Raw genomic sequence first — 24,681 nt, 5'->3', positions numbered from 1 at the left:
AAGGCCAAAGAAAAAGGCCATTGGCAGGGCTGGTTTTGATGTTTATCAAAACCAAAAAAGCCGGTGACCGTATGGGGCAATTCAGACGGATCGCGGGGGAGAAGATTCCTGACGATACCGTAAGTCACGGTTTTGCCGTGATCGCGATGATGTTCATTCGTTTTTTCGGTCCTGCGGCCCGCATGGACCATTGGTGCAAGGCAAGGGTCAAACATGACAGAAACTTCTGTTGCTGACAGTCCCAATGATACGGCGCAGGGGGTGCGTCGGCGGGACTTCATCTATGTGGCGGCGACCGGTGCAGCAGGCGTTGGCGCAGCCAGCGTTCTGGTGCCTCTGGTCAGCCAGATGAACCCCTCGGCCGACGTTCTGGCCGAAAGCTCGACCGAGATCGACATCAGCGCGATCCAGCCGGGACAGGCCATCAAGGCCGTGTTCCGCAAACAGCCGGTGTTCGTGCGCCGGTTGACGCCGGTCGAAATCGCCGAGGCGAAAAAGGTGGACGTGGCATCGCTTCGCGATCCGCAAAGCCTTGAGGACCGCACCAAGAAGGGCAAGGAAGAATGGCTCATCACCATGGGCGTCTGCACCCATCTGGGCTGTGTGCCGCTGGGCGCGGGCGAGGGTGAGGTAAAGGGCGAGTTCGGGGGCTATTTCTGCCCCTGCCATGGCTCGGTCTATGACACTGCCGCGCGCATCCGCAAGGGTCCGGCCCCGAAGAATCTCGAGGTGCCGCCTTATGAGTTCAGCTCCGACACTGTCGTGAAGATCGGGTGAGGAAAACGCCATGAGCTTTCCATGGGCCAATGAATATAAGCCGAGCCACCCGGCGATGGTGTGGCTGGACGAAAAGCTGCCTTTGCCGCGCTTCGTCTATAATGCGATCGGGGCCGGTTATCCGGTGCCGCGCAACCTGAATTACATGTATAATTTTGGCGTTCTGGCCGGTTTCTGTCTGGTGATCCAGATTGTGACGGGCGTGGTTCTGGCCATGCATTATGCGGCCAATACGGGCGTGGCGTTTGATTCGACCGAACATATCATGCGTGATGTGAACTGGGGCTGGATGCTGCGTTATGCCCACGCCAATGGCGCGTCGGCGTTTTTTGTCGTGGTCTATTTCCATATTTTCCGCGGCTTCTTCTATGGGTCGTATAAAGCCCCGCGCGAGATGATCTGGCTGCTGGGCGTGGTTATCTTCCTGTTGATGATGGCGACGGCTTTCATGGGCTATGTGCTGCCCTGGGGTCAGATGTCCTATTGGGGCGCGCAGGTGATCACGGGTCTGTTCAGCGCGATTCCGCTGGTGGGCGATCCGATCCACACCTGGCTGCTGGGCGGGTTTGCGCCCGATCAGGCGGCGCTCAACCGCTTCTTCTCGCTGCACTTCCTGCTGCCGTTCGTCATTCTGGGCGTGGTGATCCTGCATATCTGGGCGCTGCATATTCCCGGTTCGACCAACCCGACCGGCGTTGAAGTGAAGCAGGAATCGGACACGGTTCCCTTCCACCCCTATTACACGGCCAAGGACGGTTTCGGTCTGGGCGTGTTCCTGATCTTCTACTGCGCGGTGGTGTTCTTTGCGCCCAATTCGCTGGGCCATCCGGACAATTATATCCCCGCCAACCCGATGCAGACGCCCGCGCACATCGTGCCTGAATGGTACTTCTGGCCCTTCTATGCGATCCTGCGCGCCTTTACCCAGGACTTCCTGTTCATCCCGGCCAAGCTGATGGGCGTGCTCGCCATGTTCAGCGCGATCCTGGTGTGGTTCCTGCTGCCCTGGCTGGACAAGTCGCCGGTACGTTCGGGCCATTTCCGCCCGACGTTCAAGAAGTTCTTCTGGGTGCTGGTGGTTGACGTGGCGGTGCTGGGTTATTGCGGCGGTTCGCCCGCCGAAGAACCCTATGTCATCATCAGCCAGATCGCGGCGCTCTATTACTTCGCCCACTTCTTCATCATTCTCCCGCTCGTTTCGATGACGGAAAAGCCGCTGCCGCTGCCTTTCTCGATCACCGAAGCCGTGCTGGGCAAGGATGAAGCCGCCGCCCTCAACCCGGCCGAATAAGAGAGCGAGGATAGAGAACCATCATGATCCGTATCTTCTCCATACTCGTTGGGGCCTTCTTCTCGCTGGCGCTGTTGTGGTCGGCGGGCAAGGGCACCGTGGCCTATATCAGCGAACCGCCCGCCAAGACGGTCGAAGCGACGTTCCATGAACACCCCAAGCATCTGGCGCTGTCGTCCGACGGGCCGTTTGGCAAGTTCGACCGGCAACAGCTTCAGCGCGGTTTTCAGGTCTATTCGGAAGTTTGCGCGACCTGCCATGCCTTGAAGCATGTCTCGTACCGCGATCTGGCCGAAATCGGCTATAACGAAGCCGAGGTGAAGGCGATTGCCGCCAAGGCGCAGATCCCCGAATATAACAAGAACACCGGCGAAGTGAAAATGCATCCGGGCATGCCCAAGGACCACTTCCCGCCGGTCGTCTATGGCGGCGCGGGCAGCCCGCCCGACCTGTCGCTGATCGCCAAGGCGCGTCATGGCGGGGCGGCCTATATCTATTCGCTGCTGACCGGATATGGCGAACAGCCGGCCGAAGTGCTCAAGAAGTTCCCCGACGCCAAGACGCCGGACGGGCTCTTCTGGAACCCTTACTTCGCCAACCTGAACATCGCCATGCCGCAGCCGCTGGTTGCCGAGGGTCAGGTTGCCTATAAGGACGGCACCAAGGCCACCGTGGACCAGATGGCCACCGACGTTTCGGCTTTCCTCGTCTGGACCGCCGAACCCAAGCTGGAAAAGCGTAACCAGACCGGATGGCCGGTGATCGGTTTCCTGATCTTTGCCACCGTGCTGGCCTATATGGCTTATCGCACCGTCTGGGCGGGCAAGAAGGGCCACTAAGCCTTTCTGGTCCATCCTTGCACCAAAGCGCCCCTCGCATCATCGGATGCGGGGGGCGTTTGCTTTGGGGCGCTTACCTTCAAAGGACTTTTTAATGTCGCCAATCCCGCCTATAGGCGCCCCCATGACTCCCGAAGGCATGAAAGCGCTGGTGCGCACCATCCCCGATTTCCCCAAACCGGGCATCCTGTTCCGCGACATCACTACGCTGATCGGTCACGGCGAAGGCTTTGCCGCCAGCGTCGCTCTGATCGCCGATCGCGCGGCGCAGGCTGGCGCGCAGGCGATTGCCGGGTTGGAGGCGCGCGGCTTCATCTTTGGCGCGGCGGTGGCGGCCCGCCTTGGCGTGCCCTTTGTCCCGGTGCGCAAACCGGGCAAGCTGCCCGTGCCGGTGCTGGCCATCGATTATGCGCTGGAATATGGCACGGACACGTTGGAGGTTGATCCCGGCGCGATTGCCGATGGGCAAAAGGTGGTGATCGTCGACGATCTGATCGCCACGGGCGGGACGGCCTGTGCGGCGTTGACTTTGTTGCGTCAGGCGGGCGCGGTGGTGGAAAACGCGCTTTTCGTGATCGACCTGCCCGATCTGGGCGGGGCGGAAAAATTGAAGGCGGCGGGTGTTAACGTCCTTTCGATCATGGATTTCCCCGGACATTGATGCATTGCCCTGCGCGCGGCGCTTGACGAGGCCGCGCGCCCATGGCAAGCGCGTCGCCACCACAACGCCAAGGCGTGCCCGAGCGGGTATAGCATAGTGGTAATGTCCTAGCCTTCCAAGCTAGTCAGGCGGGTTCGATTCCCGCTACCCGCTCCAATCCTCTGAAAATCAATGGTTTAAGCAAAAGTCGGGGCGTTTGGTCCACCGATATTTCGCACTTTCCGCCATTTGATTCGTGGATAAAGCCCTCACATCCTTCAAAGAATGGCGCCAAACGCAATGCCAGCATGGCCCAGTTCGCGGCCATAGTGAACCGTGGGCGATGTTGATTTGCCGTCTCGCAAAGATGCTTCGCCATGAAAGGGCAATATCCGGCCTTGCGCGGCTGTGCCGCCCTTGAGCAGGGCGCAAGGGACTGTTTGGAGAAACTCATAGTCGGAAAGGATTTCTTGTTTGTCGGCCTTATCGGCAAAGCTCTATTCAATTGGTAGAGTTAACGCACAGGAAAACCCATGGCCCTTCGATCCACCACCACCCGCCGCACCGGCATGGCCCGCCGACAGGTTCTTGGCGGAGGGCTGGCTTTGGCCGGCGCGGCCTTGGCCGGATGCCATGCCAAGGCCGCCGGGCCGCTGCGCGTGGCTATTACCGGCAAGGGCGAAAATGACCTTGAACTGCTCTTCAAACATGCCGGAATCACGCCCAGCGGCCCCATTGTCTTCACCCGCTTTCAATCGGGCCATCTGGTGGTCGAGGCGATGAATTCCGGCGCGCTGGACGTGGGCGGCATGAGCGAGATTCCCCCCGTCTTTGCCGCTGCCTCTACGGTGCAGAGTTTCAAGCAGATTGCCGTCTATCACGGCGATGTGAACAATCAGGTCGTGCTGGTGCCCAAAGGCTCGGCGATCCGGTCGCTGGGCGATCTCAAGGGCAAGCGCGTGGGCTATGTCCGGGCGACCACCACGCAATATTACCTTATTCAAATGCTGAAATCGGCGGGCCTGTCATGGGATGATATCGACCCTGTGGCGATGACCGTTTCCGATGGCGCGGAGGCGTTTGGACGCGGCTCGCTTGACGCATGGGCGATCTATGGTTTTCCGATCCAGCGCGCTGTGGCCACACAGGGCGCGCGTGTTTTGAAAACAGCTTTGGGCTTCCTTTCGGGCAATTACATCCTTGCCGCCGCCAAAGAAGCCTTGGCCGACCCCCAGCGCGCCGCGCAGATTGGTGCCCATCTTCAGGATGTGCAAAAGGCCTATGACTGGGCCCGCGCGCATGATGCCCAATGGGCAGAGGTTGTGGCCAGGGATATTGGCGTGCCTTTGGCCTATGTGCAGGATCAATTTGCCCATCGCAGCGCCCATTTCGAAATCCGACCCGTGACGGACCAAGCCATCGCCAGCCAGCAATCGGTGGCCGATGTCTTTGCGCAGGCCAAGCTGATCCCCCGCGCTGTGGATGTGAAGCCGCTGTGGGACGATCGTTTCAACGCTACTATCGCCAAGGGAGCCTGAACCATGGCCACGCTTTATGCCGCCACGCCTGTTGCCACGCCCGACCTTTCGGATGCCAATCTGGCGCGGATTACCGCGGCGTTGGCGCAAAGCGCCCAGGATTATGACCGCAGCGGCCAATTCCCCCGCGCCAATTTCGACCTTTTGGCCGCCGAGGGCCTGATCGGCCTGACGGTTGAGCGCGAATTCGGCGGCGTGGGCGCGGGCTATGTCGATGCCTTGCGCGTGTTGGGCGCGGTGGCCAAGGGCGAGCCATCGACCGCGCTGATCCTGTTCATGACCTATGCGTTCCATGCTTCGCCCGACAAAAGTGACCGCTGGCCCAAGGCGCTTTATTCGCAATTGGCGCAGGAGGCGGTGGCCGGGCGCGGGCTGATCGGCACGTTCCGCGTCGAACCGGAGCTGGGCACGCCGGTACGCGGCGGTCTGCCCAAGACCACGGCGCGCAAAGTGGATGGCGGATGGGAACTGAGCGGCGAGAAGATCTATTCCACCGGCAGCACCGGCCTCGATTGGTTCGCCGTCTTTGCCCGCACCGACGAGGAGAGCCCGCGCCTTGGCATCCTGTTGGTCGACCCGGCCAGCCCCGGCATCACCATCCTGCCCGAATGGGATCATCTGGGCATGCGCGCCACGGTCAGCCACAAGGTGGTGTTTGACAAGGTGTTGGTGAAGGATGATCGGGCCGTCGATCTGCGCAGGCCCGAGGAATGGGCGCCGCTGCCGGGCGCGTCCAGCGCGCTTTTGTGGAATGCGCTGGCCATTGCCACGATCTATGATGGTGTGGCCCGCGCCGCGCGCGATTGGCTGGCGGCCTATCTGCATGATCGCGTGCCCGCCAATCTGGGCGCGCCATTGGCCAGCCTGCCGCGCGTACAGGAGAAATTTGGCGAGATCGAAGCGCTGCTCTACACCAACCACAAGCTGATTTTTGAGGCCGCCGCCGCCGCGGATCGTGGGCAATGGGGTACGCCCAGCGATGCCAATCTGGTCAAGTATATCGCCAATGCCAATGCCATCCGCGCGGTGGAAATCGCGCTGGAGTTGACCGGCAACCCCGGAATCAGCCGCAGGAACCCGCTTGAGCGCCATTTTCGCGATGTGCTGTGCAGCCGGATCCATTCGCCCCAGGCCGATACGGTGCTGGTGGGCGCAGGGCGCGCGGGGTTGGGCCTGTGAGCCTGATCATCGCCAGCCAGCTTGAGAGTGAATTCAACGCGGCCATAGCGGCGCTGCCACTGGGCGCGCGGATCATTCCCGCGCCCGACGGCGCGCCTTGGACGGTGGCCGATCGGGCCGACGTGCTGATTGTTCGCCCCAGTGCGGATTGGCGCGCGGCGCGCCATTTGCCCAAACCCGATGCGCTTTGGCCGGGGCGCCTGCGCTGGGTGTTTTCTGCCTCGGCAGGGATTGATTTCTATCCTCCATGGCTGCTCGATGCGCCGTTGGTGACATGCGGGCGTGGGACGGCATCCGACGAAATTGCCGATTATGTGATCGCCGCCATTTATCGCCGGGCCAAGGATCTGGAGGCGGCGCGGGTGCGCAGCGCGGCGGAGTGGCGGCATCAGCCCTTGGGGCGTGTGATCGGCAGCACGGTGGGCATCATTGGCCTTGGCGCGATCGGTCAGGAAGTGGCGCGGCGGGCTGTGGCGCTGGGCGCCCATGTGGTGGCGGTGCGGCGAGGATCGGCCGGGGCGGTGACGCCCGAGGGTGTTACCTTGTTGGCCAATGTCGAAGAGGTGGTGGCGCGGGCCGACCATATCGTGATTGCAGTTCCCGCCACGGCGCAGACCCACCGCATGTTCAATGCCCAACTCTTGGCCAGAACCAAGCCCGGCGCGCATCTCATCAATGTCGCGCGCGGCAGTGTGGTCGATCAGGAAGCGCTGCTTGCCGCGCTTGATGGCGGGCGGCTGGATTTTGCTACGCTGGACGTGACCGAACCCGAACCCCTGCCCGACGGGCACAGGCTCTACACGCATCCGCGCGTGCTGCTGACACCGCATATTTCGGCCAATTATCTGGTGGCGCGCTCTCGCCTGCTGGAAAAGCTGACGCAGGATCTCATCCTGTTCGCGCAAGGGGCCACGCCTTCGGATGTGGTGGACCCGGTGCGGGGCTATTGAAGGAGGCGGGCTGGCGGCCCGCCCCCGGTTTATCAGGCCGCAGCGGGCGCGGAGATTTCCGGCAGGGCGGCCAGGACATCCTCTGCCTCGGTTCGCGCCAGCCAATCAGGGCTGACCCAGAGGCGGCGCACCGTCAGATCCGGGTTGACGATCAAAATGGCGGGTTGGTCAATTTCATAGGAATAGGTGCCCAGCGTGGCCCCGATCCAGCTCTCGCCCGGGTTTACGGCCGGTTGATCGAGCGGCAGAAAGGTAATCCCCAGCGCGCGGGCAAGCGCATAATCGGGGTCGGCCGCCACCGGAAAGCTCAGGCCATGGCGATCCGCCATGCCGGGGTCCACCGGGTTTTGCGCGCTGACCGCGATCAGCGGAATGCCAGATGCCGTGAGCGGCGCGGCCAGGGTTTCGTCATAGTAGGGCAGAGCGATGTTGCACGCCGGGCAACCGCCAAAGCGGAAAAAGATCAGCACCGCCGGACCATGCGCCACCAACAGGGACAGCGCGAATGAAGCCCCATCCCGATCGATCAGCCTGACATCGGGCAGCCGATGGCCCGATTGCGCCACGGCGGCGGGATCAAAGGCGGCGACCAGAGCGGCGCGTTGCTGGGCATTTTTGGTCAATTGTTCGGGCGGCCATGTACGCTCGCGTTCGGCCTGAAGCTGGGCAAAGCGTTGGGCAAGGGTTTTGATGGTCATGGGGCATGGGCCTCTTGCGGTTGAAGGCCCAGACATAGGTCCATATCCCGGCGGCTCGACAGCGAGAAGCGCATCGCCCCGCTTGAGGATAATTTATAAGGCTTCGGCCTGCGTCCCCGCCACCACCTCGCGCAACAGCGTGGCCAGACGGGCGGTGGCGCCCTCCAGACCGGGCGCGGATTGCAACACGCAGGACACACGCGGAAGGGCCGCAAGCCCGTTGATCTCCAGCGGCGTGTCTTTCAGAAACAGATGGGTGCGGCAAGTGATGCCCAGCCCTGCATCCACCGCCGCGCGCAGGGTGGTGAGGTTGGGCGTTTCGACCGTTATCCGATAGGGGATGCCTGCGTCCTCCAACGCCCGTATCGCCGCCTCGCGAAAGCGGCAGGGCGGCTCCAGCACGGCCAGCGGCAGGGTGGGCAGGGAAAGCAGGTCATGCTTGCCATACCACGCCATATCGGCATGGGCGATGGCATGGGGATCATTGCCCGCGGCAAAGCCCAGCACAATGTCGAGCTGGCGCCGCTCCAGCATGGAGAGCAGTTCGGCGGTGCCCGCGATGCGCGAATAGATCTGGGCCTCTGGATGCAGTTCGGCAAATTGTGCCAGCAGGCCGGAGAGCAGCGTTTCAGCAAAATCCTGTACCATGCCGATGCGCGCGGGGCCTGCAAAATGGCCCGCTGTCACCATCCTCACCGCTTCATCATGCAGGATCAGCACTTTGCGCGCATAGTCCAGCATCAGTTCGCCCGCCTGGGTCAGGATCAGGCGGCGGCCATCGCGGTGGAACAGGCTTTGTTGCAGCAATTCCTCCAGCCGTTTGATCTGTAAAGACAGCGCGCTTTGCGTGACAAACACCTTTTCCGAAGCGTTGAGCATCGAGCCAGTGTCAACAATGGCAACGAAGCTGCGCAGCAGATTGGTGGGCAGATTGACGGGCATCGGGAATCCTTGCGTATAGAGCGGCGTTTTTTGGCACAGGGCATAAACTCAATCAAAGTAGTGGAGATAAGAGGGGGGCAAGCAATTCTATCGCCACGTCGAAAAGCGCCGATTTTCGCGGATCATGCGCGGTTTATGAGCAAGGCTGATGGGTTATGAGGAAAACTCAATTGAATGAGTAGAGTTTGTGGGGCTGTGCTGGGGCCGTCATCACATCGAGTCTGCCCATGTCCATTTTCACCTCTCCCACTTTTGCCACTATCCATAAACGCCTGGCCCTTTCGCATTGGGTTTCCCCGCTCGCCTTTCTGGCCTTGTGGGAGGCCGGATCGCGTGTTGGCCTGATCCCGGAGCGCACGCTGGCCGCACCATCAGAAGTGGTGGCCACGCTGTTTGGCATGATCGTTTCGGGCGAATTGCCGGACAATCTGTTTGTCTCTTTCCTGCGCGTGGCGGTGGGCCTGTCCATTGGCGTGTCGCTTGGCATTGTGCTGGCGTTGGTGGCGGGCCTGTCCAAAAAAGGCGAGGCGGCGGTCGACCCGATCATGCAGATCAAGCGCACGATCCCCACGCTGGCCCTTACGCCTTTGTTCATCGTGTGGTTTGGCATTGGCGAAACGCCCAAGGTGGCGCTGATCGCCTTTGCCACGATTTTTCCGGTCTATTTGAACCTCTATGCCGGCATTCGCGGGGTGGACGTGCGGCTGATCGAGGGTGCGCGCAGTTTCGGCCTCTCGAAGGCCGAGGTGATCTGGCATGTCGTACTGCCGGGCGCGCTGCCTGCGCTGTTGACCGGGCTGCGCTATTCGCTGTCGGTTTCGATCCTTGTGCTGGTGGTGGCCGAACAGATCAACGCCTCGGCGGGGCTGGGCTATCTGGTCAACAATGCGCGCGACTTCATGCGCACCGACATCATCGTGGTCTGCCTGCTGGTCTATGCCGCGCTGGGCCTTGGCGCGGATGGGCTGGTGCGCCTGATCGAGCGCCGCGCGCTGGCATGGCGCCCCTCGCTGGTCGAAGCCTGAAAGGATAATCCCCCATGGAAGCGCAATTGACCTATCTGGATTTCCGTGCCGAGACGGCTTCTGCTCCGGCGGCGCGACGCGCCCCTCGCGGCCTTGTGCGCCTGCGCCAGTTCACCCGCCAATTTGGCCGGAATACCGTGATCGACCGGCTCGATCTGGATATTGCGCCGGGCGAATTTGTCGCGCTGCTGGGCCGGTCTGGCGGGGGCAAGACGACCTTGCTGCGCACGCTGGCGGGGCTTGATGATCCGGGGGATCAGGATGTCGTGGTGCCGCAAAGCCGCGCCGTGGTGTTTCAGGATGCCCGCCTGCTGCCGTGGAAGAAGGTATGGCGCAATGTGGCGCTGGGCCTGAAGGGCGCCAATGTGCGCGAGCGAGCGCAGGCCGCGCTGCGCGAGGTGGGGCTGGGCCACCGGCTTGACGCATGGCCGCTCACGCTTTCTGGCGGCGAGGCGCAGCGCGTGGCTTTGGCCCGCGCTTTGGTGCGCGAGCCGGAACTGCTGCTGCTGGACGAACCCTTTGCCGCGCTCGATGCGCTGACCCGTATCAAGATGCATGGGCTGGTGCTGGAACTGTGGCGTCAACACCGCCCCGCCGTGCTGATGGTGACGCATGATGTGGACGAGGCGGTGGCCTTGGCCGACCGTATCATCGTGCTGGATGCCGGCCGGATCGTGGCCGAGGAGCGCATCACCGCCGAGCGCGGCCAGCGCGGCGAGGTGGGCCGCCATCTGCGCCAGCGCCTGCTGGGCCATCTGGGCTGCGAAGTGCCCGAAGGCGAGGAGCTTTCCGCCGTCGATGTGGGCGCCAACCTTGTGCCTTTTCCGCAAGGGGGCGAGGCATGAGCATCACCCGCCTGCGCGATTTTATCACCTCGCTGGCGGCCCTGCTGGACCGGACACAGGATGAGGAGGTGATCCTTGCCGAGGGCGGAGCGCTGTTGGCGCAGCTGGTCGCCCATGACGACTGGCTTCCGCAAGCCTATGCCGCGCCTTCGCCCGAACGCTATCAGCAATATCTGCTCCATTGCGACAGCCGCGAACGCTTTTGCGTCGTCTCCTTCGTCTGGGGGCCGGGGCAGGGCACGCCGATCCATGATCACACGGTCTGGGGCTTGGTCGGTATGCTTCGAGGGCAGGAAAACGCCCGCAATTTCCGCCGCCAGAGCGATGGCTCACTGGCCCCGGAAGGGCCTCCGCTTCCGCTCTTGCCCGGCGAGGTGGAGGCCCTGAGCCCGGCGCGCGGCGACATCCATCAGGTGTCGAATGCGCTGACGGATCAGCCCTCGATTTCGATCCATGTCTATGGCGGCAATATCGGCGCGGTGCGTCGCTCAACCTTCACGCCGGATGGCGCGGCGCGGCCCTTCATCTCGGGTTATGCCAATGCCAGCCTGCCTAATCTGTGGGATCTCTCCAAATGACTGTTACGCCCCATGATGTTCGCAAGGCGTTGATCGCGCGCGAGGAAATCGCGCTGATTGACCTGCGAGAGGAAGCCGAATTCGCGCTGGGCCATCCGCTGTTTGCCGCGCAAATCCCGCTGCGGCGCATCGCGGCCGAGGCCGAATGGCGGCTGCCGCGCAAGGATGTACCGATTGTCGTCTATGATAATGGCGAGGATCTGACCGAAGCCGGGCTGGCCCATTTGCGGGCACTGGGCTTTACACAGGTCGATGCGCTGGCAGGTGGCCTTTCGGGCTGGCGCGCGGCGGGTTATGAGCTGTTTGAGGATGTGAACAGCTATTCCAAAGCCTTTGGCGAGCTGGTCGAACACCGCCGCCATACGCCATCGCTGCCCGCGCAGGATGTCCATGCACTGATCGAGGAAAAGGCCGACATTGCCATCCTCGACGCGCGCCGGTTCGATGAATATGCCACGATGAACATTCCGGGCAGCCTCTCCAGCCCCGGCGCCGAACTGGTGCTGCGCGCCCGGGCGGCGGCGCCCGATCCCGACACCACGATCATCGTCAATTGTGCGGGCCGCACGCGCAGCATCATCGGCGCGCAATCGCTGGTCAACGCTGGCCTGCCCAACCGGATCTATGCGCTGCGCAATGGCACGATCGGCTGGACTTTGGCGGGGCAGGAACTGGAAACCGGACAACAGCGCCGCGCCGACTTGCCCGAGGGCGCGTTCATCGACGAGGCCCGCCAAAAGGCCCGCGAGGTGGCCTATCGCGCGGGTGTCAAGCGGATCGATGCGGCGGAACTGGCCCTTTTGCGCGCCGATACCGCCCGCACGCTTTACCAATATGATGTCCGCCTGCCCGAGGATTATGCCGCAGGCCATCTGCCCGGTTTCCGCAATGCGCAGGGCGGGCAACTGGTGCAGGAAACCGACCATTTCGTGCCCGTGCGCGGCGCTCGCCTTGTGCTCTGCGATGATCTTGGCCCCCGCGCCGATATGACCGCCTCCTGGCTCGTCCAGCTTGGCTGGGAGGTCTATGTCCTCGATGGCGGGCTGTCCGGTGATCTGGAAATCGGCCCCGATGCCGCCCCGCCCCCGCGCGGGGCCGAGGGCCGCTACAAGCGCCCCTATGAAGGCACCGACAATGCCCAGGCGGCCATGCAGGCCTATCTCGATTGGGAATATGGCCTTGTCGCCCAATTGGAGCGCGACGGCACCCACGGCTTCTTCGTCATCTGACCGATCCCCCGTTCCCCAAGGAGCACCCCCTATGGCAACTGTTCTAGAACGTCGCGTGGCCGATACACGCCCCGGCGGCATATCCGATGCCGAATGGCAGACCCGCGTCGATCTGGCGGCTTTCTACCGTATCGCGGCCATCTATGATTATGATGATTTCCTCTACACCCATATCACCGCGCGTGTGCCGGGGCCGGATCATCATTTCCTGATCAACCCTTTCGGCCTCACCTTTGACGAAATCACCGCCTCCAGCCTTGTGAAGGTCGATCTGGACGGCAATATCATCGGCCAGAGCGATTATGGCATCAACTATGCCGGCTATGTGATCCATTCGGCCATCCATGCTGTGCGCGAGGATGCGCAGTGGATCGCCCATTTCCACACCCGCGACGGGATGGGGGCCTCGGCCCATGCCGAAGGGCTGCTGCCGCTCTCGCAGCGCGCGCTCTATATCATCCCGCGGCTTGGCTATCACGATTACGAAGGCGTGGCGCTCAATCGGGACGAGCGCGAGCGGTTGCAGGCCGACCTTGGCGCGGACAAGCAATTTCTGCTGCTGCGCAACCATGGCACGCTGGCGCTGGGCCGCACGGCGGGCGAGGCATGGGCGGCGATCTATCAGCTGGAAGAAGCCTGCAGCGCGCAGGTGGCCGCTCTGGCGGGCGGGCGCGACCATGCGCTGCTGGCGCCCGATTTCGCGATCGAGGAGGCCAAGCGCCAGATCGCCGCGCCTCCTTCTGCCGCGCGCGCCGCGCAAGGGGCCAAGAGCCATGGCGAACTCGTTTGGGAGGCCGTGTTGCGCAAGGTGCAGCGGACCCTGCCCGGTTTTGACATTTAAGGAACGCACAAATGACCAACAAACGCCAACTTCGTCTGGGTTTCATTCTGCATGGCGTCGGCCCCGGCTGGGACGACTGGCGCCATCCCGACGCGCAGGTCGATGCCTCCACCAGCCTGCCCTTTTACAAGCGACAGGCGCAGGCGGCGGAAAAGGGCCTGTTCGATTATCTGTTCATCGCCGACAGCGTTTCGATCAATGCCCGCTCCAGCCCGCATTATCTCAACCGCATCGAGCCGCTCACCATGCTTTCCGCGCTGGCGGCGGTGACGGATCACATCGGTCTGGTGGGCACCTCGACGGTGACTTACAACGAACCCTATAATCTGGCCCGCCAGTTTGCCTCGCTCGACCATATCAGCGGGGGCCGCGCGGGGTGGAATGTCGTCACCTCTTGGCTGGAGGGCAGCGCGGCCAATTATGGCAAGGCCGAACACCTGGGCCATGACACGCGCTATCGTCTGGCGGCGGAATATCTCGATGTCGTGCAGGGCCTGTGGGACAGCTGGGAAGATGACGCGCTGGTGCGCGACAAGGCCAGCGGCCAGTTTCTTGACCCCGACCGCTTGCATGAACTCAACCACAAGGGCGAGTTCCTCTCGGTCAAAGGCCCACTCAACATCTCGCGCAGTCCGCAGGGGCAGCCGGTGATCTTTCAGGCCGGATCGAGCGAAGATGGCCGTAATTTCGCGGCCAAAAGCGCCGAAGCGATCTTCACCCATCAGGAAGATATTGAGGAGGCCAAGCTCTTTTACGCCGATGTGAAATCGCGGGCGCGCGGTTTTGGGCGCGACCCGGAAAAGCTGTTCATCGTGCCCGGCGCGCGGCCCATTATCGGCAGCAGCGAGGAGGAAGTGGCACGCCTGCAGGAGGAACTCTCCAGCCTCGTCACGCTGGAAAATGCGTTGCGGGCGCTGGGCCGCTCGTTCAACGATCATAATTTCAGCGTCTATGACCCCGATGGTCCTTTTCCAACGCAAGTGGCCGATGAGGGGCTGAAATCGAACCAGTCGGCCTCGCTGCGGGTGCTGGGCTGGGCCAATCAGGGGCTGACCCTGCGTGAAATCGCCTTGAAAGTGGCCACCCCGCGCAACCATTTCAGCGGCACGCCCGAACAGATCGCCGACAAGTTCCAGCTCTGGCTGGAAAGCCGGGCTTCGGACGGGTTCAACCTGTTTGAATCGCTGCCCGGTCAATTGGAAGTGTTCGTCGAACAGGTCGTGCCGCTGTTGCAGGCGCGCGGCATTTACAAGACCGGCTATGGCGCCACCTTCCGCGAGACGCTGGGGCTGGACAAGCCGGTCAACCGTTACACCGCGGCCCGCAACGCGCGAAACGCGGCATAAACATTGCGGCGCGCGGGCCACAGATGCCCGCGCGCCGTCTATTCACAAAACTCAAGATGGCGCGGCCATGCTTCATTGGCCGCATCACGGCGGGAACGTTAGACGTCCGGCAAAATCTCAACAAAAAGGATAGAGTATGAAGATCGCCGATGGGCTGCGCGCCATCCTGTTGGGTGGGGCCGGTCTTGCCATCGCCGCGGTGCCGCAACTGGCCTGTGCGGAAAATGCCGCCCCCGTGCCCTCTGATGCGCCCGCCGATGCCAAGGATATTGTCGTCACCGGCCTGCGCGGCATTCCGCGCACCGTCACCGACAGCCCCGCGCCCATCGAGGTGGTGGACGGCGCCAAATTCGCCCAGACCGGCAGCGTGGGCCTGACCGAAGGGCTGACCAAGCTGCTGCCCTCGCTCAATTTCGGCGCCAATGACGCGGGCTTCTTTTCGGTGGTGCGCAATATCAACAATCGCGGGCTGGCCTCGGCCTATACGCTGGTGCTGGTCAATGGCAAAAGGCGTCACAATTCCAGCCTGATGGCCAATGCCGCGCCCAAGGATACCAGCGGCGCCAATTCGCCCGACCTTGATCTGATCCCCGGCATTGCGGTGGGCAAGGTGGAATTGCTGAAAGATTCCGCCGCCGCGCAATATGGGTCGGACGCTATCGCGGGCGTGTTCAACCTCAATCTGGACCACAGCTTGGGCTTCAAGGCCGATTTCACCTATGGCGAAAGCTATAATGGCCGGGGCGACCGTTCCAGCTGGAAGGCACAGGCCGCCTATGGCCATGAACTGGGCGATGGCGGCTATGTGCATATCGCGGCGGATCTGCGCTTTCGCGGCATGAACTGGTGGACGCTGCTGGCCACGGACACCAACGCCTATGGCATACCCGCGGGCAAAACGGCGGCGGGCGTGGCGGCGGCCAGCGGGCTTTCGCTGGCACAGGTGAACAGCAATATCGCGGCGGGCGCGGCGCAAAATGCCGCATGGAGCCGCGATGGCGCACACAATGGCGACCCCAAGATTGCCGCTCATGACATTGCGCTGACCGCTGCCTTGCCGCTGGGCGGGGTGGAGGCCTATGGCTTTGCCACCTATTCGCACCGCACATCGGCGGTGGGCAACAATTATCGGCGCGCAAATGGGACGGCCAATTTTTCGGCCATTTATCCCGATGGCTATTACCCGGTCATCAATTTCAACGAACATGATTTTGAAGCCACACTGGGCCTGCGCGGCAATCTGGGCGCGTGGCATGTCGATTTGTCCAGCGATTATGGCAAAAACCGCAACCATGAATGGTCCGGCGTCAATCTGCGCCCGGCGCTGGGGCCGACCAGCCCAACCTTCTGGCCCAATCTGGCCACGTTTGAAACGCGCCAATGGGTCAACAATCTGGATGTGACGCGCGATTTCGATGTCGGCCTGTCGGCGCCGATCACGCTGGCTCTGGGCGCGGAATATCGCGAGGATGCCTTTCAGACCTGGGCGGGCGACAAATTGGCATGGCAGGACGCCAGCTATTTCTACAAGGCAGGCGACCAGACCTATGACTGGAATGTGGGCGCGCTGGCCTCGCCGGTGGTGCAGGGCGCCATCGTGCTTTCGGACAGCGATGCGCAAAGGACCAGCCGCCATGTTTCGGCGCAATATGTCGATGTCACGATCAAGCCGACCGAGAAATGGCTGGTGGATGCGGCGGTGCGGGCCGAACAATACAGCGATTCTTCGGGCAATCCGCTCTCGGTCAAGCTCAACTCGCGCTATGATTTCACCCCCACGCTGGCCCTTCGCGGCACGGTGGGCACAGGCTTTCGCGCGCCATCGCTGACCCAGACCGGCTATACCCAGACCGATGGGCGCACCTCGGTCGTCTCGGTCAATGGCGTTTCCGTGTCGCAGCCCAGCGTGGCCAAGCTGGTCAATGCCAATTCGGCGCTGGGCCGGGCGCTGGGGGCGCAGCCGCTCAAGGCTGAGCGCACGCTCAACGCCGGGCTGGGGCTGGTCTTTGCCCCGCAGCGCAATCTCAGCCTGACGCTTGATGGTTATTGGATCCGTATCCACAACCGCATCGAACGCTCCGGGCGGCTTTATGGCGGCGGGATTGATGCGATCCTGAATGCCAATGGCGTTTCGGGCAGCGGCATTCAGGCCGAATATTTCTTCAACGCCGCCAACACCACCACCTATGGCGTGGATCTGGTGGCCGACTATCGGCTCGATCTGGCCCGCTTGGGCAAGCTGAACCTGACGGCGGCCTTTGACTATAATAAGACCAAGCTGGATTGGGTGGCGCCGCTGCCGGCTGCGCTTGCCAATGTGGCGCTGTCGTCCGGCTCGGTCTTTTTCGGGGGCGACCGGCGGGGCGAACTGACCTCGCTCAACCCCAATGTAAAGCTGACCTTCAATGGCGCATGGCAAAAGGGCATTTTCGCGGTCAATGCGGGGACCACGCTCTATGGCGCCTATTGGTATCGTCAGGCCAGCGGCGATGATCGCCATTTCGGCCCGCGTTGGATCACCGACGCCAGCGTTTCGGCCAAGGTGACCCGCTTTGCCACGCTGCAGGTGGGCGCGACCAATCTTTTCAATGTGCGCACCGAATTGAACGGCCCCGGCAGCCCGCAGACCGGCCAAGGCTATTACGGCCCGGCGCCCTATAACACCAATGGAGGTTATTATTATGGACGGCTCGCGCTTGCTTTCTGATCGGCGCGGCTTTCTGGGTGGCATGGTGGCCAGCCTCGGCGTTTTGCCGGGGCTGGCGGCCTGCCATCGCGGGGCCAAGGGGCTGGTGCTGGGCGATCAGGTGCATCTGGTGCAGGGGCGGCTGGAGGCGGCCAAGGCGCTGGATGGCGTGACCTATCCCATCACATGGGCCAGCTTTCAGGGCGCGGCCCCCTTGCTGGAGGCGCTGAACGCGGGGGCGGTGGATACGGCGCCTGCGGGCGATCTGCCGATTGTGCTGGCCGCCGCCGCCGGGTGCCGGTTGAAAATCGCCGCGATCGGCCAATTTGCGCCCGAAGCCATGGCGGTGATCGTGCCGGGCGGCTCGTCCATCGCGCGCGTGGCCGATCTGGGGGGGCGGCAGGTGGTGGTCTCCACCGCGCGCGGCTCGATCTCGCATTATCTCTTGCTGGAAGCCTTGCGCGAGGCGGGGCTGAGGCCCGATCAGGTGAAGATCAGCTTCATGCCCCCGGTGGAGGCGGCCAGCGCCTTTGCCAATGGCCAGATTGCCGCATGGGCCACTTTCGGCGTCTATCAATTGCGCGCCGAGGCAGCGGGCGCGCGCATCCTTCGCGATGGGCGGGGTATCGGGCCGGGCTATTCGGTGATCGCGGTAAGCGAGGCGGCGCTGGACAATCCGGCCAAGCGCGAAGCCCTGCGTGATGTGCTGCGTCGGATGGCGCGGGCCGATGGCTGGTGTGCGCAGCATATGGATGATTATGCCGCGCTTTATGCTCGCCAGACCGGTGTGGATGCGGCGCTGGTGGGCCGGTTGGTGCGCCGGCAGACACCGGGGCTGCGCGCGCCCGATGCGGCTTTTGTGGCCAGTGTGCAGCGCGCGGCGGATCGGTTTTACAGCGATTATGGCGTTTTGCCGCGCCGGGTGGATGTGGGCGCATTGGTGGCGCCCGGATTGATGGAATAGCCGGCGGCGGCGGGGGATGTCGCCTGCCGCCGCATCTTCTTACTCCGCCGCCGTGGCCATGGGGGCGGCGTTGCGATTTTCCGGCACGGGAATGCCCAGATGGCCGCGCAGAGTGTCGGCCTCATAGCGGGTGCGGAACAGGCCGCGCTGTTGCAGGATCGGAATCACGCGCTCGCGGAAGATCTGGAAATCGCGCGGATTGGTGACGCGCAGGTTGAACCCATCGGCGGCGCGGCCGACAAACCAGCGCTCGATCTCGTCGGCAATGGTTTCGGGCGAACCGATAAAGGGCGATCGCCAGCGCCCCAGCTCCCATGCGGCCTGTCGCAGCGTATAACCCTTTTCGCGTGCGATGCGGATGATCCTTTCGGCATGGCCCTTGTAACTGTTGAGCGTCACGCCCGACAGGTCGGGGAAGGGGGCGTCAAGATCATACTGACGGAAATCGTGATAGTTGAAGGCGCGGCCCAGGCCCACCAGCAGCTTGTCGATGCTGAGCGCTTCCTCCTGCGCGGCATGCAGGCGCTGGGCTTCCTCGTCGGTGTCGGCGATGGTGGGAAACAGGCCGGGCAGCACAACGATATGATCGGGATTGCGCCCCAGCGCGGCGGCGCGGGATTTGAGGTCGGCGTAATAGTGCTGAGCGCTTTCGATGTCCTGCGCGGCGGCAAAGGTGCCCTCGGCAATCTGGGCGCCCAGGTTGCGGCCTGCATCGCTGTCGCCCGCCTGAAAGATCACCGGCTGGCCCTGTGCGCTGCGTTCCAGCGCCAAGGGGCCATCGACGCGGAAAAATTTGCCCTTGTGACCCAGCTGGACGCCTCGAAAAACCTCTGGTGCGTAGCGGCCTGAACTGATTCAATGGCTTTCGCGATGGGCGGAGGCGGCGATGGTAGGACAGCCTGGTTTCTTTGATCTTTCGGACCGGTACGATGCGCTGAGCGCGGCGGGAGATCCGCTGGAGCGTTTGTCGGGCGTTGTAGATTTCGAGGTTTTCCGTGGGCCGCTGATTGCAGCGCTCCGGCGCAGTGTTCGCGGCAAGGGCGGGCGCCCGCCCTTCGATCCGGTGCTGATGTTCAAGATTTTGGTTCTTCAGGCGCTGTACTCGCTGTCCGACGAAGCCACCGAGTTCCAGATCAAGGACCGCCTTTCATTCCAGCGGTTTCTGGGGCTCGGCCTTGAGGGCACCGTGCCGGATGCGACCACCGTTTGGCTTTTCCGCGAACGCCTGGTGCAGGCCAAGGCGATCGACAAACTCTTTGCACGCTTTGACGGTGCGCTGAAGGACCGGGGCTATCTCGCCATGGGTGGGCAGATCGTCGATGCCACCGTGGTTCCGGCGCCCAAGCAGCGTAATACCGAGGCGGAGAAGGCAGCAATCAAGGAAGGCCGAGTGCCCGAGGACTGGAAGCCGGCCAAGGCGCGGCAAAAGGATCGCGATGCGCGCTGGTCGATCAAGTACAGCAAAGCCAAAGTCCGCGAGGGTGCCGACCCGAAGGCCGCGAAGCCTGTTGATCTCGCCATCCCGATGTTCGGCTACAAGAATCATATCGGCATCGACAAGGCCCACGGCCTGATCCGCACTTGGGGTGCCAGCGCCGCCAACGCCCATGATGGGGCGCGGCTGCCAGACCTGATCAGCAAGGGCAACACCGGCTCGGGCGTCTGGGCGGATACCGCCTACCGGTCAAAGAAGAACGAAGCGTTCCTCGCCGCCCGCATGTTCAAAAGCCATATCCATCAGCGGCGAAAACCGCGACGCTCACTTCCCGAGCGGACCGCCAAGGCCAACACCCGGCGATCCAAAATCCGCGCTCACGTCGAGCATGTGTTCGCTGGCCAAAAACATCGCATGGGGCTGGTCGTGCGCACCATCGGTATCGCCCGCGCCACCATCAAGATCGGCATGGCCAACCTCGTCTATAATTTCCAGCGCCTCGCCTGGCTTGAGGGGCGTATTGTGCCCGCTTGAAGGGCAATACCCCCAAAGAAAAGGGCACGAGCAAACATCACGCAGGCAAGAATGGCCGAAAATCAGGCATCAACGCCCCCGCGTGATCCTCAATCCCGCAAGCAGGCCAAATCTCATGGTTCTTCGAGGTGTCCAGCTTGTGCTGCTTGACCTTGTCGAGGAACACGCCGCCCGCCTTGTCGCGCGGAAAGGCGTCATCCTCATAGGAATCCCACAATCCCTGCACCACGCGGACGAATTCCAGCGCGCGGTCATAGCGTTCGGCATGGTCGAAATGTTCATCACGGCTGTAATTACGCGCCGCGCCCTCAAGCCCGGTGGTGACGACATTCCACCCCGCGCGGCCACGGCTGATATGGTCGAGACTGCCGAACTGGCGCGCCACATTATACGGCTCCCAATAGGACGTCGTCAGCGTGCCCACCAGACCGATCCGGCTGGTATGCGTGGCCAGCGCCGAAAGCAGGGTGAGCGGTTCAAGCCGGTTGAGGAAATGGGGCGCGGTGTCGGGGGTGATATAGGGGCTGTCGACAATGAACACGAGGTCGAAGAGCGAGGCTTCGGCCTTCTTCGCATTCTCGATATACCAGTCGATGTTGATGCTGGCGTCCGAAGGCAGCGCCGGATCGCGCCAGCCATTCTGATCGGTGCCCACGCCTTCAAGAATGGCGCCGAAGTGAAGTTGGCGGGTTTGGGGCATGATGGATCTCCAGGCTTGTTGGTGATCCAAAGATAGGCGCGCCCAAGAACGCGAAAAAACGAATGCTGCTGATAGGCTTATGAGAAAGGGCGGAGGCCCAGGCATTCCACGGGACTCCGCCGTCACCTGTTACCGTTTAGCCTTGAGCAATTGGTGCAGATACGTGGCGTAATTGCCTTTGCCCAGCCGGGTTGCGGCGCGTTCAAGGCCGGTGTCGTCGATAAAGCCCATGTGCCATGCGATTTCTTCCGGACAGGCGATCTTCATGCCTTGGCGCCGTTCCAGTGTCGCCACGAATTCGGCCGCTTCGAGAAGGCTGTCGGGAGTGCCGGTGTCAAGCCAGGCATAACCGCGCCCGATTTCCATCACGTTGAGCTTTCCCCGTTCCAGATAGGCCCGGTTGATATCGGTGATCTCCAGTTCACCGCGCGCGGAAGGTTGAAGATTGGCCGCAATATCGACGACATCGGCATCATAGAAATACAGCCCCGTCACCGCCCAGTTCGATTTGGGCACAAGGGGCTTTTCCTCGATGGAAATGGCGCGGCGGTGTTCATCGAATTCAACCACGCCATAGCGTTCCGGGTCGGCCACGTGATAGGCAAAGACCGCCGCGCCATCGAGCGTTTGACGGGCCTCATGCATTTTTTCCGGCAAGCCGTGGCCGAAAAATATGTTGTCGCCCAAAACCAGACACGACGGCCCGCCCGCCACAAAATCCGCGCCAATTGTAAAGGCCTGCGCCAACCCCTTTGGTTCGGGCTGGACGGCATAGGTCAGGCTGATGCCCCACTGGCTGCCGTCGCCCAACAGGTGTTGAAAGGCCGGCGCGTCATGCGGCGTGGTGATGATCAAAATGTCCCGAATCCCGGCCAGCATCAGGGTGGTCAGCGGATAATAGATCATCGGCTTGTCATAAACCGGCATCAGTTGTTTCGACAGTGCCAAGGTCATGGGATACAGACGGGTACCACTGCCCCCGGCCAGAATGATACCCTTCATGCAATTTCGTCCTTTTGTTTGACAAGGCGGGCAACGATGGCGGCAACCGATTGGCGCCAGTTGGGAAGATGCAAACCATAGGCCTGCGCAAGGCGCGAACCGTCCAGTCGGGAATTGGCCGGCCTTGCCGCGGGCGTGGGATAATCGGCCGTGGTGATGGCGCGGACATGGGCCGTCGGCCCGCCTGCATCGGCGCTGGCGGTAAAGACGGCTTTGGCCAGATCCGCCCAGCTGGCTTCACCCTCGCCGGTCATATGGAAAATGCCGCGCGGCGCCGTTTCCGGGGCGGTATGAAGGCGTGATGCAATGGCCAACACCGTATCGGCAATGTCGAGCGCGCTGGTCGGATTGCCGATCTGGTCGCCCACCACGCCCAGTTCGTCGCGTGTTTCGGCAAGGCGCAGCATGGTTTTCACGAAATTATTGCCAAATGGGCTGTAAACCCATGCCGTGCGCAGGATGACCGCATCGGGCGCGGCGGCCAGCACGGCCTGCTCTCCGGCCAGTTTGGAAGCGCCATAGACGCCCAGCGGGGCCACAGGATCATTTTCCGTATAGGGCGCGGTTTTTGAGCCATCAAAAACATAGTCGGTCGAGATATGGATCACCGGCAAGCCCAGCCCATTGGCCGCCGCCGCCACAAGGCCGGGGGCGGTGCCATTGACGGCAAAGGCAATCTCTTCTTCACTCTCGGCCTTGTCCACGGCGGTATAGGCGGCAGCAGAGACCACCACATCGGCCCGCGCCGCCGCGATGGCCGGCGCAATTGTCGCCTGATTGGCCAGATCCATCTCCGGCCGGCCCAGCGGGATGATCGTCACGCCTTTGCCCGCGCGCTCGATCAGGGATGTCACGACCTGCCCGGTCTTGCCTGTCACCGCGATCCTCACGCGGTTTTCTCCAGCAGGCCCAGCCTTTCGCCGTCATAATCCTTGCGCAGCGGTTGCCACCACCATGCATTGTCCAGATACCATTGGACGGTCTTTTCAATGCCGCTGTCGAAATTTTCCTGCGCGCGCCATCCCAATTCATTTTCCAGCTTTGTCGCGTCAATGGCATAGCGCGCATCATGGCCGGGCCGGTCGGTGACGAAACGGATCAGCCCTTCACGCGGGGCGTCACCCGGCACCAGTCGGTCAAGAACCTGACAAATGCGGCGCACAACGTCGATGTTGCGGCGTTCATTGCGCCCGCCGACATTATAGGTTTCCCCCGGCCTGCCCCGTTCGATGATGAGGTCGAGCGCCCGCGCGTGATCTTCGACATAGAGCCAGTCGCGGATATTTTCGCCCGCGCCGTAAACCGGCAATTCCCGCCCCGCCAGCGCGTTGAGAATGGTGAGCGGGATCAGCTTTTCCGGGAAATGATAAGGTCCGTAATTGTTCGAGCAATTGGACACCACCACCGGCAAGCCATAGGTGCGGTGCCATGCCTTGGCCAGATGATCGCTGGCCGCCTTGGACGCCGAATAGGGCGAGGAGGGATCATAGGGCGTGGTTTCCTGAAACAGCGCGCCCGGATCATGGTCGAGGCTGCCATAAACCTCGTCGGTGGAAACGTGGAGGAAGCGAAACGCCGCCTTGGCCGCGTCTGTCAGCCCGTTCCAATAGGTGCGGGCCGCCTCCAGCAGGGTGAAGGTGCCCACCACATTGGTCATGATGAAATCCGCCGCGCCCGTGATCGAACGGTCCACATGGCTTTCCGCGGCCAGGTGCATGATGCGGTCGGGCCGGAAATCGGCGATGGCGCGGGCCATGGCGCCGCCATCGCGAATATCGGCGTGCAGGAAGCGGTGGTTGCCGCGCCCCTCCACCGCGCGCAGCGAGCCCAGATTGCCCGCATAGGTCAGCGCATCGATGGTCAGCACATCAAACCCGCGTTCCAGCACCAGATGACGCACCAGCGCCGACCCAATGAAGCCCGCCCCGCCCGTGACGATTACGCGCATCCGACCAGTCCCTTATCGCTGAAATAGGGGGGCAGGTCGGCCAGCAGCGGCTGCACCTTGTCCTTGCCCGAAAGAGTGGCCGGATCGGCCAGGTCGGGCCATGCAACGCCAATGGCGGGGTCGTTCCACATCACGCCCTTGTCATGGTCGGGGCTGTAATATTGCGTCACCTTATAGGCGACGATGGTGTCGGGTTTGAGCGTGCAGAACCCATGGGCAAAGCCGGTCGGCACCCACAATTGGTTGCATTTTTCGGGCGTCAGTTCGACCGCGATCCATTGGCCGAATGTGGGCGAACCATGGCGGATATCGACCGCCACATCCAGAATGGCGCCGGCCGCGCATCGCACCAATTTGCCCTGCGCCATGGGGTTGGATTGGAAATGCAGGCCCCGGATCGTGCCCACGCGGGCCGACAGCGACTGGTTTTCCTGAACAAAACTTACCGTGCCAGCGGCCTGCGAAAACAAGTCTTCGCGGAAAACCTCGGTAAAGTAACCACGTTCATCGCCCAGCTTTTTGGGGATGATTTCAACCGGGCCGGCAATGTCGAATTTTCTGAATTCCATCGTCCGTCGTCGCTCTGCAAGTGCCGACGATGGCGATGCCAGTTTCCCAATGGCCTGTCTTGGCGAACTGAATGCAAAATCGATGTTATCTTGATCGATCTGGCGCTGATCCAGAGGTGTTGGCG

Annotated in this window: 26 protein-coding genes and 1 tRNA gene; 18 read left to right on the top strand and 9 right to left on the bottom strand. The window is 62.5% G+C overall.

Annotated elements, in window-relative coordinates; all coding sequences use genetic code 11:
- Nucleotides 1-38 precede the first annotated feature (38 nt).
- The 6 genes from AC2S2E_RS01530 (at nucleotide 39) to AC2S2E_RS01505 (ending at nucleotide 3,724) form a co-directional block, all read left to right on the top strand.
- Entirely contained in the window at nucleotides 39-236 is a 198-nt protein-coding gene (locus tag AC2S2E_RS01530; protein ID WP_476104409.1) for a hypothetical protein, read from the top strand.
- On the top strand, nucleotides 214-777 hold the full coding sequence (gene petA / locus AC2S2E_RS01525) for a ubiquinol-cytochrome c reductase iron-sulfur subunit (protein ID WP_476104408.1): 564 nt from the start codon (nucleotides 214-216) through the stop codon (nucleotides 775-777). Before AC2S2E_RS01530 ends, petA begins: the two co-directional genes overlap by 23 nt.
- Before the next feature lie 10 nt (nucleotides 778-787).
- Nucleotides 788-2,068, top strand: coding sequence for a cytochrome b (locus AC2S2E_RS01520; RefSeq protein WP_476104406.1), 1,281 nt, complete (start codon nucleotides 788-790; stop codon nucleotides 2,066-2,068).
- Nucleotides 2,069-2,091: 23 nt separating this feature from the next.
- On the top strand, nucleotides 2,092-2,907 hold the full coding sequence (locus AC2S2E_RS01515; RefSeq protein WP_476104405.1) for a cytochrome c1: 816 nt from the start codon (nucleotides 2,092-2,094) through the stop codon (nucleotides 2,905-2,907).
- A 124-nt stretch (nucleotides 2,908-3,031) separates the two neighbouring features.
- Nucleotides 3,032-3,568 carry an adenine phosphoribosyltransferase gene (locus AC2S2E_RS01510; RefSeq protein ID WP_476104403.1) on the top strand — a complete coding sequence of 179 codons (537 nt, stop codon included), beginning with the start codon at nucleotides 3,032-3,034 and terminating at the stop codon, nucleotides 3,566-3,568.
- Between the two features lie 82 nt (nucleotides 3,569-3,650).
- A tRNA-Gly gene (locus AC2S2E_RS01505) sits at nucleotides 3,651-3,724 on the top strand.
- Here the strand turns inward: AC2S2E_RS01505 and AC2S2E_RS01500 are convergent.
- Nucleotides 3,693-4,001, bottom strand: coding sequence for a hypothetical protein (locus AC2S2E_RS01500; RefSeq protein ID WP_486523488.1), 309 nt, complete (start codon nucleotides 3,999-4,001; stop codon nucleotides 3,693-3,695). The two genes, AC2S2E_RS01505 and AC2S2E_RS01500, sit on opposite strands and share 32 nt — an antisense overlap.
- A gap of 79 nt (nucleotides 4,002-4,080) precedes the next feature.
- Between AC2S2E_RS01500 and AC2S2E_RS01495 the strand changes: the two genes are divergently transcribed.
- The 3 genes from AC2S2E_RS01495 to AC2S2E_RS01485 are packed head-to-tail and all read left to right on the top strand — an operon-like array spanning nucleotide 4,081 to nucleotide 7,214.
- Nucleotides 4,081-5,085: an ABC transporter substrate-binding protein gene (locus AC2S2E_RS01495; protein ID WP_476104402.1), complete on the top strand. Its 1,005-nt coding sequence runs from the start codon at nucleotides 4,081-4,083 to the stop codon at nucleotides 5,083-5,085.
- 3 nt (nucleotides 5,086-5,088) lie between these two features.
- Nucleotides 5,089-6,264 (top strand): acyl-CoA dehydrogenase family protein, encoded by a 1,176-nt coding sequence (locus AC2S2E_RS01490; RefSeq protein ID WP_486523487.1) that lies wholly within the window; start codon nucleotides 5,089-5,091, stop codon nucleotides 6,262-6,264.
- Nucleotides 6,261-7,214 carry an NAD(P)-dependent oxidoreductase gene (locus AC2S2E_RS01485; RefSeq protein ID WP_486523486.1) on the top strand — a complete coding sequence of 318 codons (954 nt, stop codon included), beginning with the start codon at nucleotides 6,261-6,263 and terminating at the stop codon, nucleotides 7,212-7,214. Before AC2S2E_RS01490 ends, AC2S2E_RS01485 begins: the two co-directional genes overlap by 4 nt.
- 32 nt (nucleotides 7,215-7,246) lie before the next feature.
- On the opposite strand, the gene AC2S2E_RS01480 is transcribed toward AC2S2E_RS01485, so the two are convergent.
- Together AC2S2E_RS01480 and AC2S2E_RS01475 are read right to left on the bottom strand one after the other, a co-directional pair.
- Nucleotides 7,247-7,912 (bottom strand): peroxiredoxin-like family protein, encoded by a 666-nt coding sequence (locus AC2S2E_RS01480; protein WP_486523485.1) that lies wholly within the window; start codon nucleotides 7,910-7,912, stop codon nucleotides 7,247-7,249.
- 93 nt (nucleotides 7,913-8,005) lie between these two features.
- Nucleotides 8,006-8,854 carry a LysR substrate-binding domain-containing protein gene (locus AC2S2E_RS01475; protein ID WP_476104396.1) on the bottom strand — a complete coding sequence of 283 codons (849 nt, stop codon included), beginning with the start codon at nucleotides 8,852-8,854 and terminating at the stop codon, nucleotides 8,006-8,008.
- 227 nt (nucleotides 8,855-9,081) lie between these two features.
- Here AC2S2E_RS01475 and AC2S2E_RS01470 point away from each other — a divergent pair, with 227 nt between their 5' ends.
- From AC2S2E_RS01470 to AC2S2E_RS01435, 8 genes are all read left to right on the top strand, one after another.
- Entirely contained in the window at nucleotides 9,082-9,879 is a 798-nt protein-coding gene (locus AC2S2E_RS01470; protein WP_486523484.1) for an ABC transporter permease, read from the top strand.
- A gap of 14 nt (nucleotides 9,880-9,893) precedes the next feature.
- Nucleotides 9,894-10,724, top strand: coding sequence for an ABC transporter ATP-binding protein (locus AC2S2E_RS01465; RefSeq protein WP_476104393.1), 831 nt, complete (start codon nucleotides 9,894-9,896; stop codon nucleotides 10,722-10,724).
- On the top strand, nucleotides 10,721-11,302 hold the full coding sequence (locus AC2S2E_RS01460) for a cysteine dioxygenase family protein (protein WP_486523483.1): 582 nt from the start codon (nucleotides 10,721-10,723) through the stop codon (nucleotides 11,300-11,302). The genes AC2S2E_RS01465 and AC2S2E_RS01460 overlap by 4 nt, the downstream gene beginning before the upstream one ends.
- Entirely contained in the window at nucleotides 11,299-12,531 is a 1,233-nt protein-coding gene (locus AC2S2E_RS01455) for a rhodanese-like domain-containing protein (protein ID WP_486523481.1), read from the top strand. The genes AC2S2E_RS01460 and AC2S2E_RS01455 overlap by 4 nt, the downstream gene beginning before the upstream one ends.
- A 31-nt stretch (nucleotides 12,532-12,562) precedes the next feature.
- Nucleotides 12,563-13,372 (top strand): class II aldolase/adducin family protein, encoded by an 810-nt coding sequence (locus AC2S2E_RS01450; RefSeq protein ID WP_486523480.1) that lies wholly within the window; start codon nucleotides 12,563-12,565, stop codon nucleotides 13,370-13,372.
- Between the two features lie 11 nt (nucleotides 13,373-13,383).
- Entirely contained in the window at nucleotides 13,384-14,718 is a 1,335-nt protein-coding gene (locus AC2S2E_RS01445) for an LLM class flavin-dependent oxidoreductase (RefSeq protein WP_476104387.1), read from the top strand.
- Between the two features lie 136 nt (nucleotides 14,719-14,854).
- A complete protein-coding gene (locus tag AC2S2E_RS01440) occupies nucleotides 14,855-17,425 on the top strand; it encodes a TonB-dependent receptor plug domain-containing protein (protein WP_486523479.1) in 2,571 nt (856 codons plus the stop codon).
- Complete coding sequence (locus tag AC2S2E_RS01435; protein WP_486523478.1) at nucleotides 17,400-18,368, top strand: ABC transporter substrate-binding protein; 969 nt, start codon at nucleotides 17,400-17,402, stop codon at nucleotides 18,366-18,368. Before AC2S2E_RS01440 ends, AC2S2E_RS01435 begins: the two co-directional genes overlap by 26 nt.
- Nucleotides 18,369-18,407: 39 nt before the next feature.
- On the opposite strand, the gene AC2S2E_RS01430 is transcribed toward AC2S2E_RS01435, so the two are convergent.
- Nucleotides 18,408-19,139, bottom strand: coding sequence for an LLM class flavin-dependent oxidoreductase (locus AC2S2E_RS01430; protein WP_486523477.1), 732 nt, complete (start codon nucleotides 19,137-19,139; stop codon nucleotides 18,408-18,410).
- A 115-nt stretch (nucleotides 19,140-19,254) separates the two neighbouring features.
- Here AC2S2E_RS01430 and AC2S2E_RS01425 point away from each other — a divergent pair, with 115 nt between their 5' ends.
- Nucleotides 19,255-20,337, top strand: a complete 1,083-nt coding sequence (locus AC2S2E_RS01425) for an IS5 family transposase (RefSeq protein ID WP_486523476.1) — start codon at nucleotides 19,255-19,257, stop codon at nucleotides 20,335-20,337.
- Nucleotides 20,338-20,374: 37 nt separating this feature from the next.
- On the opposite strand, the gene AC2S2E_RS01420 is transcribed toward AC2S2E_RS01425, so the two are convergent.
- The 5 genes from AC2S2E_RS01420 to rfbC form a co-directional block, all read right to left on the bottom strand.
- Nucleotides 20,375-21,037 (bottom strand): LLM class flavin-dependent oxidoreductase, encoded by a 663-nt coding sequence (locus AC2S2E_RS01420; RefSeq protein ID WP_486523475.1) that lies wholly within the window; start codon nucleotides 21,035-21,037, stop codon nucleotides 20,375-20,377.
- Nucleotides 21,038-21,166: 129 nt separating this feature from the next.
- Nucleotides 21,167-22,039, bottom strand: coding sequence for a glucose-1-phosphate thymidylyltransferase RfbA (rfbA, locus tag AC2S2E_RS01415; protein ID WP_486523474.1), 873 nt, complete (start codon nucleotides 22,037-22,039; stop codon nucleotides 21,167-21,169).
- Nucleotides 22,036-22,929 (bottom strand): dTDP-4-dehydrorhamnose reductase, encoded by an 894-nt coding sequence (gene rfbD, locus AC2S2E_RS01410; protein WP_486523473.1) that lies wholly within the window; start codon nucleotides 22,927-22,929, stop codon nucleotides 22,036-22,038. Before rfbD ends, rfbA begins: the two co-directional genes overlap by 4 nt.
- Nucleotides 22,926-23,987: a dTDP-glucose 4,6-dehydratase gene (gene rfbB, locus AC2S2E_RS01405; RefSeq protein ID WP_486523471.1), complete on the bottom strand. Its 1,062-nt coding sequence runs from the start codon at nucleotides 23,985-23,987 to the stop codon at nucleotides 22,926-22,928. The genes rfbD and rfbB overlap by 4 nt, the downstream gene beginning before the upstream one ends.
- Complete coding sequence (gene rfbC, locus AC2S2E_RS01400) at nucleotides 23,978-24,556, bottom strand: dTDP-4-dehydrorhamnose 3,5-epimerase (RefSeq protein ID WP_486523470.1); 579 nt, start codon at nucleotides 24,554-24,556, stop codon at nucleotides 23,978-23,980. Before rfbC ends, rfbB begins: the two co-directional genes overlap by 10 nt.
- Between the last annotated feature and the right edge of the window lie 125 nt (nucleotides 24,557-24,681).

Source organism: Novosphingobium sp. 550D (assembly GCF_057401885.1).
Note: the sequence above shows the minus strand (reverse complement) of the source record. Positions and strands in the feature narration are given on the sequence as shown.

What these genes read in the sequence shown, in the direction of transcription:
- AC2S2E_RS01530 (WP_476104409.1), top strand. Translation starts at nt 39, where the DNA reads ATGTTTATCAAAACCAAAAAAGCCGGTGACCGTATGGGGCAATTCAGA.
- petA (WP_476104408.1), top strand. Translation starts at nt 214, where the DNA reads ATGACAGAAACTTCTGTTGCTGACAGTCCCAATGATACGGCGCAGGGG.
- AC2S2E_RS01520 (WP_476104406.1), top strand. Translation starts at nt 788, where the DNA reads ATGAGCTTTCCATGGGCCAATGAATATAAGCCGAGCCACCCGGCGATG.
- AC2S2E_RS01515 (WP_476104405.1), top strand. Translation starts at nt 2,092, where the DNA reads ATGATCCGTATCTTCTCCATACTCGTTGGGGCCTTCTTCTCGCTGGCG.
- AC2S2E_RS01510 (WP_476104403.1), top strand. Translation starts at nt 3,032, where the DNA reads ATGACTCCCGAAGGCATGAAAGCGCTGGTGCGCACCATCCCCGATTTC.
- AC2S2E_RS01500 (WP_486523488.1), bottom strand. Translation starts at nt 4,001, where the DNA reads ATGAGTTTCTCCAAACAGTCCCTTGCGCCCTGCTCAAGGGCGGCACAG.
- AC2S2E_RS01495 (WP_476104402.1), top strand. Translation starts at nt 4,081, where the DNA reads ATGGCCCTTCGATCCACCACCACCCGCCGCACCGGCATGGCCCGCCGA.
- AC2S2E_RS01490 (WP_486523487.1), top strand. Translation starts at nt 5,089, where the DNA reads ATGGCCACGCTTTATGCCGCCACGCCTGTTGCCACGCCCGACCTTTCG.
- AC2S2E_RS01480 (WP_486523485.1), bottom strand. Translation starts at nt 7,912, where the DNA reads ATGACCATCAAAACCCTTGCCCAACGCTTTGCCCAGCTTCAGGCCGAA.
- AC2S2E_RS01475 (WP_476104396.1), bottom strand. Translation starts at nt 8,854, where the DNA reads ATGCCCGTCAATCTGCCCACCAATCTGCTGCGCAGCTTCGTTGCCATT.
- AC2S2E_RS01470 (WP_486523484.1), top strand. Translation starts at nt 9,082, where the DNA reads ATGTCCATTTTCACCTCTCCCACTTTTGCCACTATCCATAAACGCCTG.
- AC2S2E_RS01465 (WP_476104393.1), top strand. Translation starts at nt 9,894, where the DNA reads ATGGAAGCGCAATTGACCTATCTGGATTTCCGTGCCGAGACGGCTTCT.
- AC2S2E_RS01460 (WP_486523483.1), top strand. Translation starts at nt 10,721, where the DNA reads ATGAGCATCACCCGCCTGCGCGATTTTATCACCTCGCTGGCGGCCCTG.
- AC2S2E_RS01455 (WP_486523481.1), top strand. Translation starts at nt 11,299, where the DNA reads ATGACTGTTACGCCCCATGATGTTCGCAAGGCGTTGATCGCGCGCGAG.
- AC2S2E_RS01450 (WP_486523480.1), top strand. Translation starts at nt 12,563, where the DNA reads ATGGCAACTGTTCTAGAACGTCGCGTGGCCGATACACGCCCCGGCGGC.
- AC2S2E_RS01445 (WP_476104387.1), top strand. Translation starts at nt 13,384, where the DNA reads ATGACCAACAAACGCCAACTTCGTCTGGGTTTCATTCTGCATGGCGTC.
- AC2S2E_RS01440 (WP_486523479.1), top strand. Translation starts at nt 14,855, where the DNA reads ATGAAGATCGCCGATGGGCTGCGCGCCATCCTGTTGGGTGGGGCCGGT.
- AC2S2E_RS01435 (WP_486523478.1), top strand. Translation starts at nt 17,400, where the DNA reads ATGGACGGCTCGCGCTTGCTTTCTGATCGGCGCGGCTTTCTGGGTGGC.
- AC2S2E_RS01425 (WP_486523476.1), top strand. Translation starts at nt 19,255, where the DNA reads ATGGTAGGACAGCCTGGTTTCTTTGATCTTTCGGACCGGTACGATGCG.
- AC2S2E_RS01420 (WP_486523475.1), bottom strand. Translation starts at nt 21,037, where the DNA reads ATGCCCCAAACCCGCCAACTTCACTTCGGCGCCATTCTTGAAGGCGTG.
- rfbA (WP_486523474.1), bottom strand. Translation starts at nt 22,039, where the DNA reads ATGAAGGGTATCATTCTGGCCGGGGGCAGTGGTACCCGTCTGTATCCC.
- rfbB (WP_486523471.1), bottom strand. Translation starts at nt 23,987, where the DNA reads ATGCGCGTAATCGTCACGGGCGGGGCGGGCTTCATTGGGTCGGCGCTG.
- rfbC (WP_486523470.1), bottom strand. Translation starts at nt 24,556, where the DNA reads ATGGAATTCAGAAAATTCGACATTGCCGGCCCGGTTGAAATCATCCCC.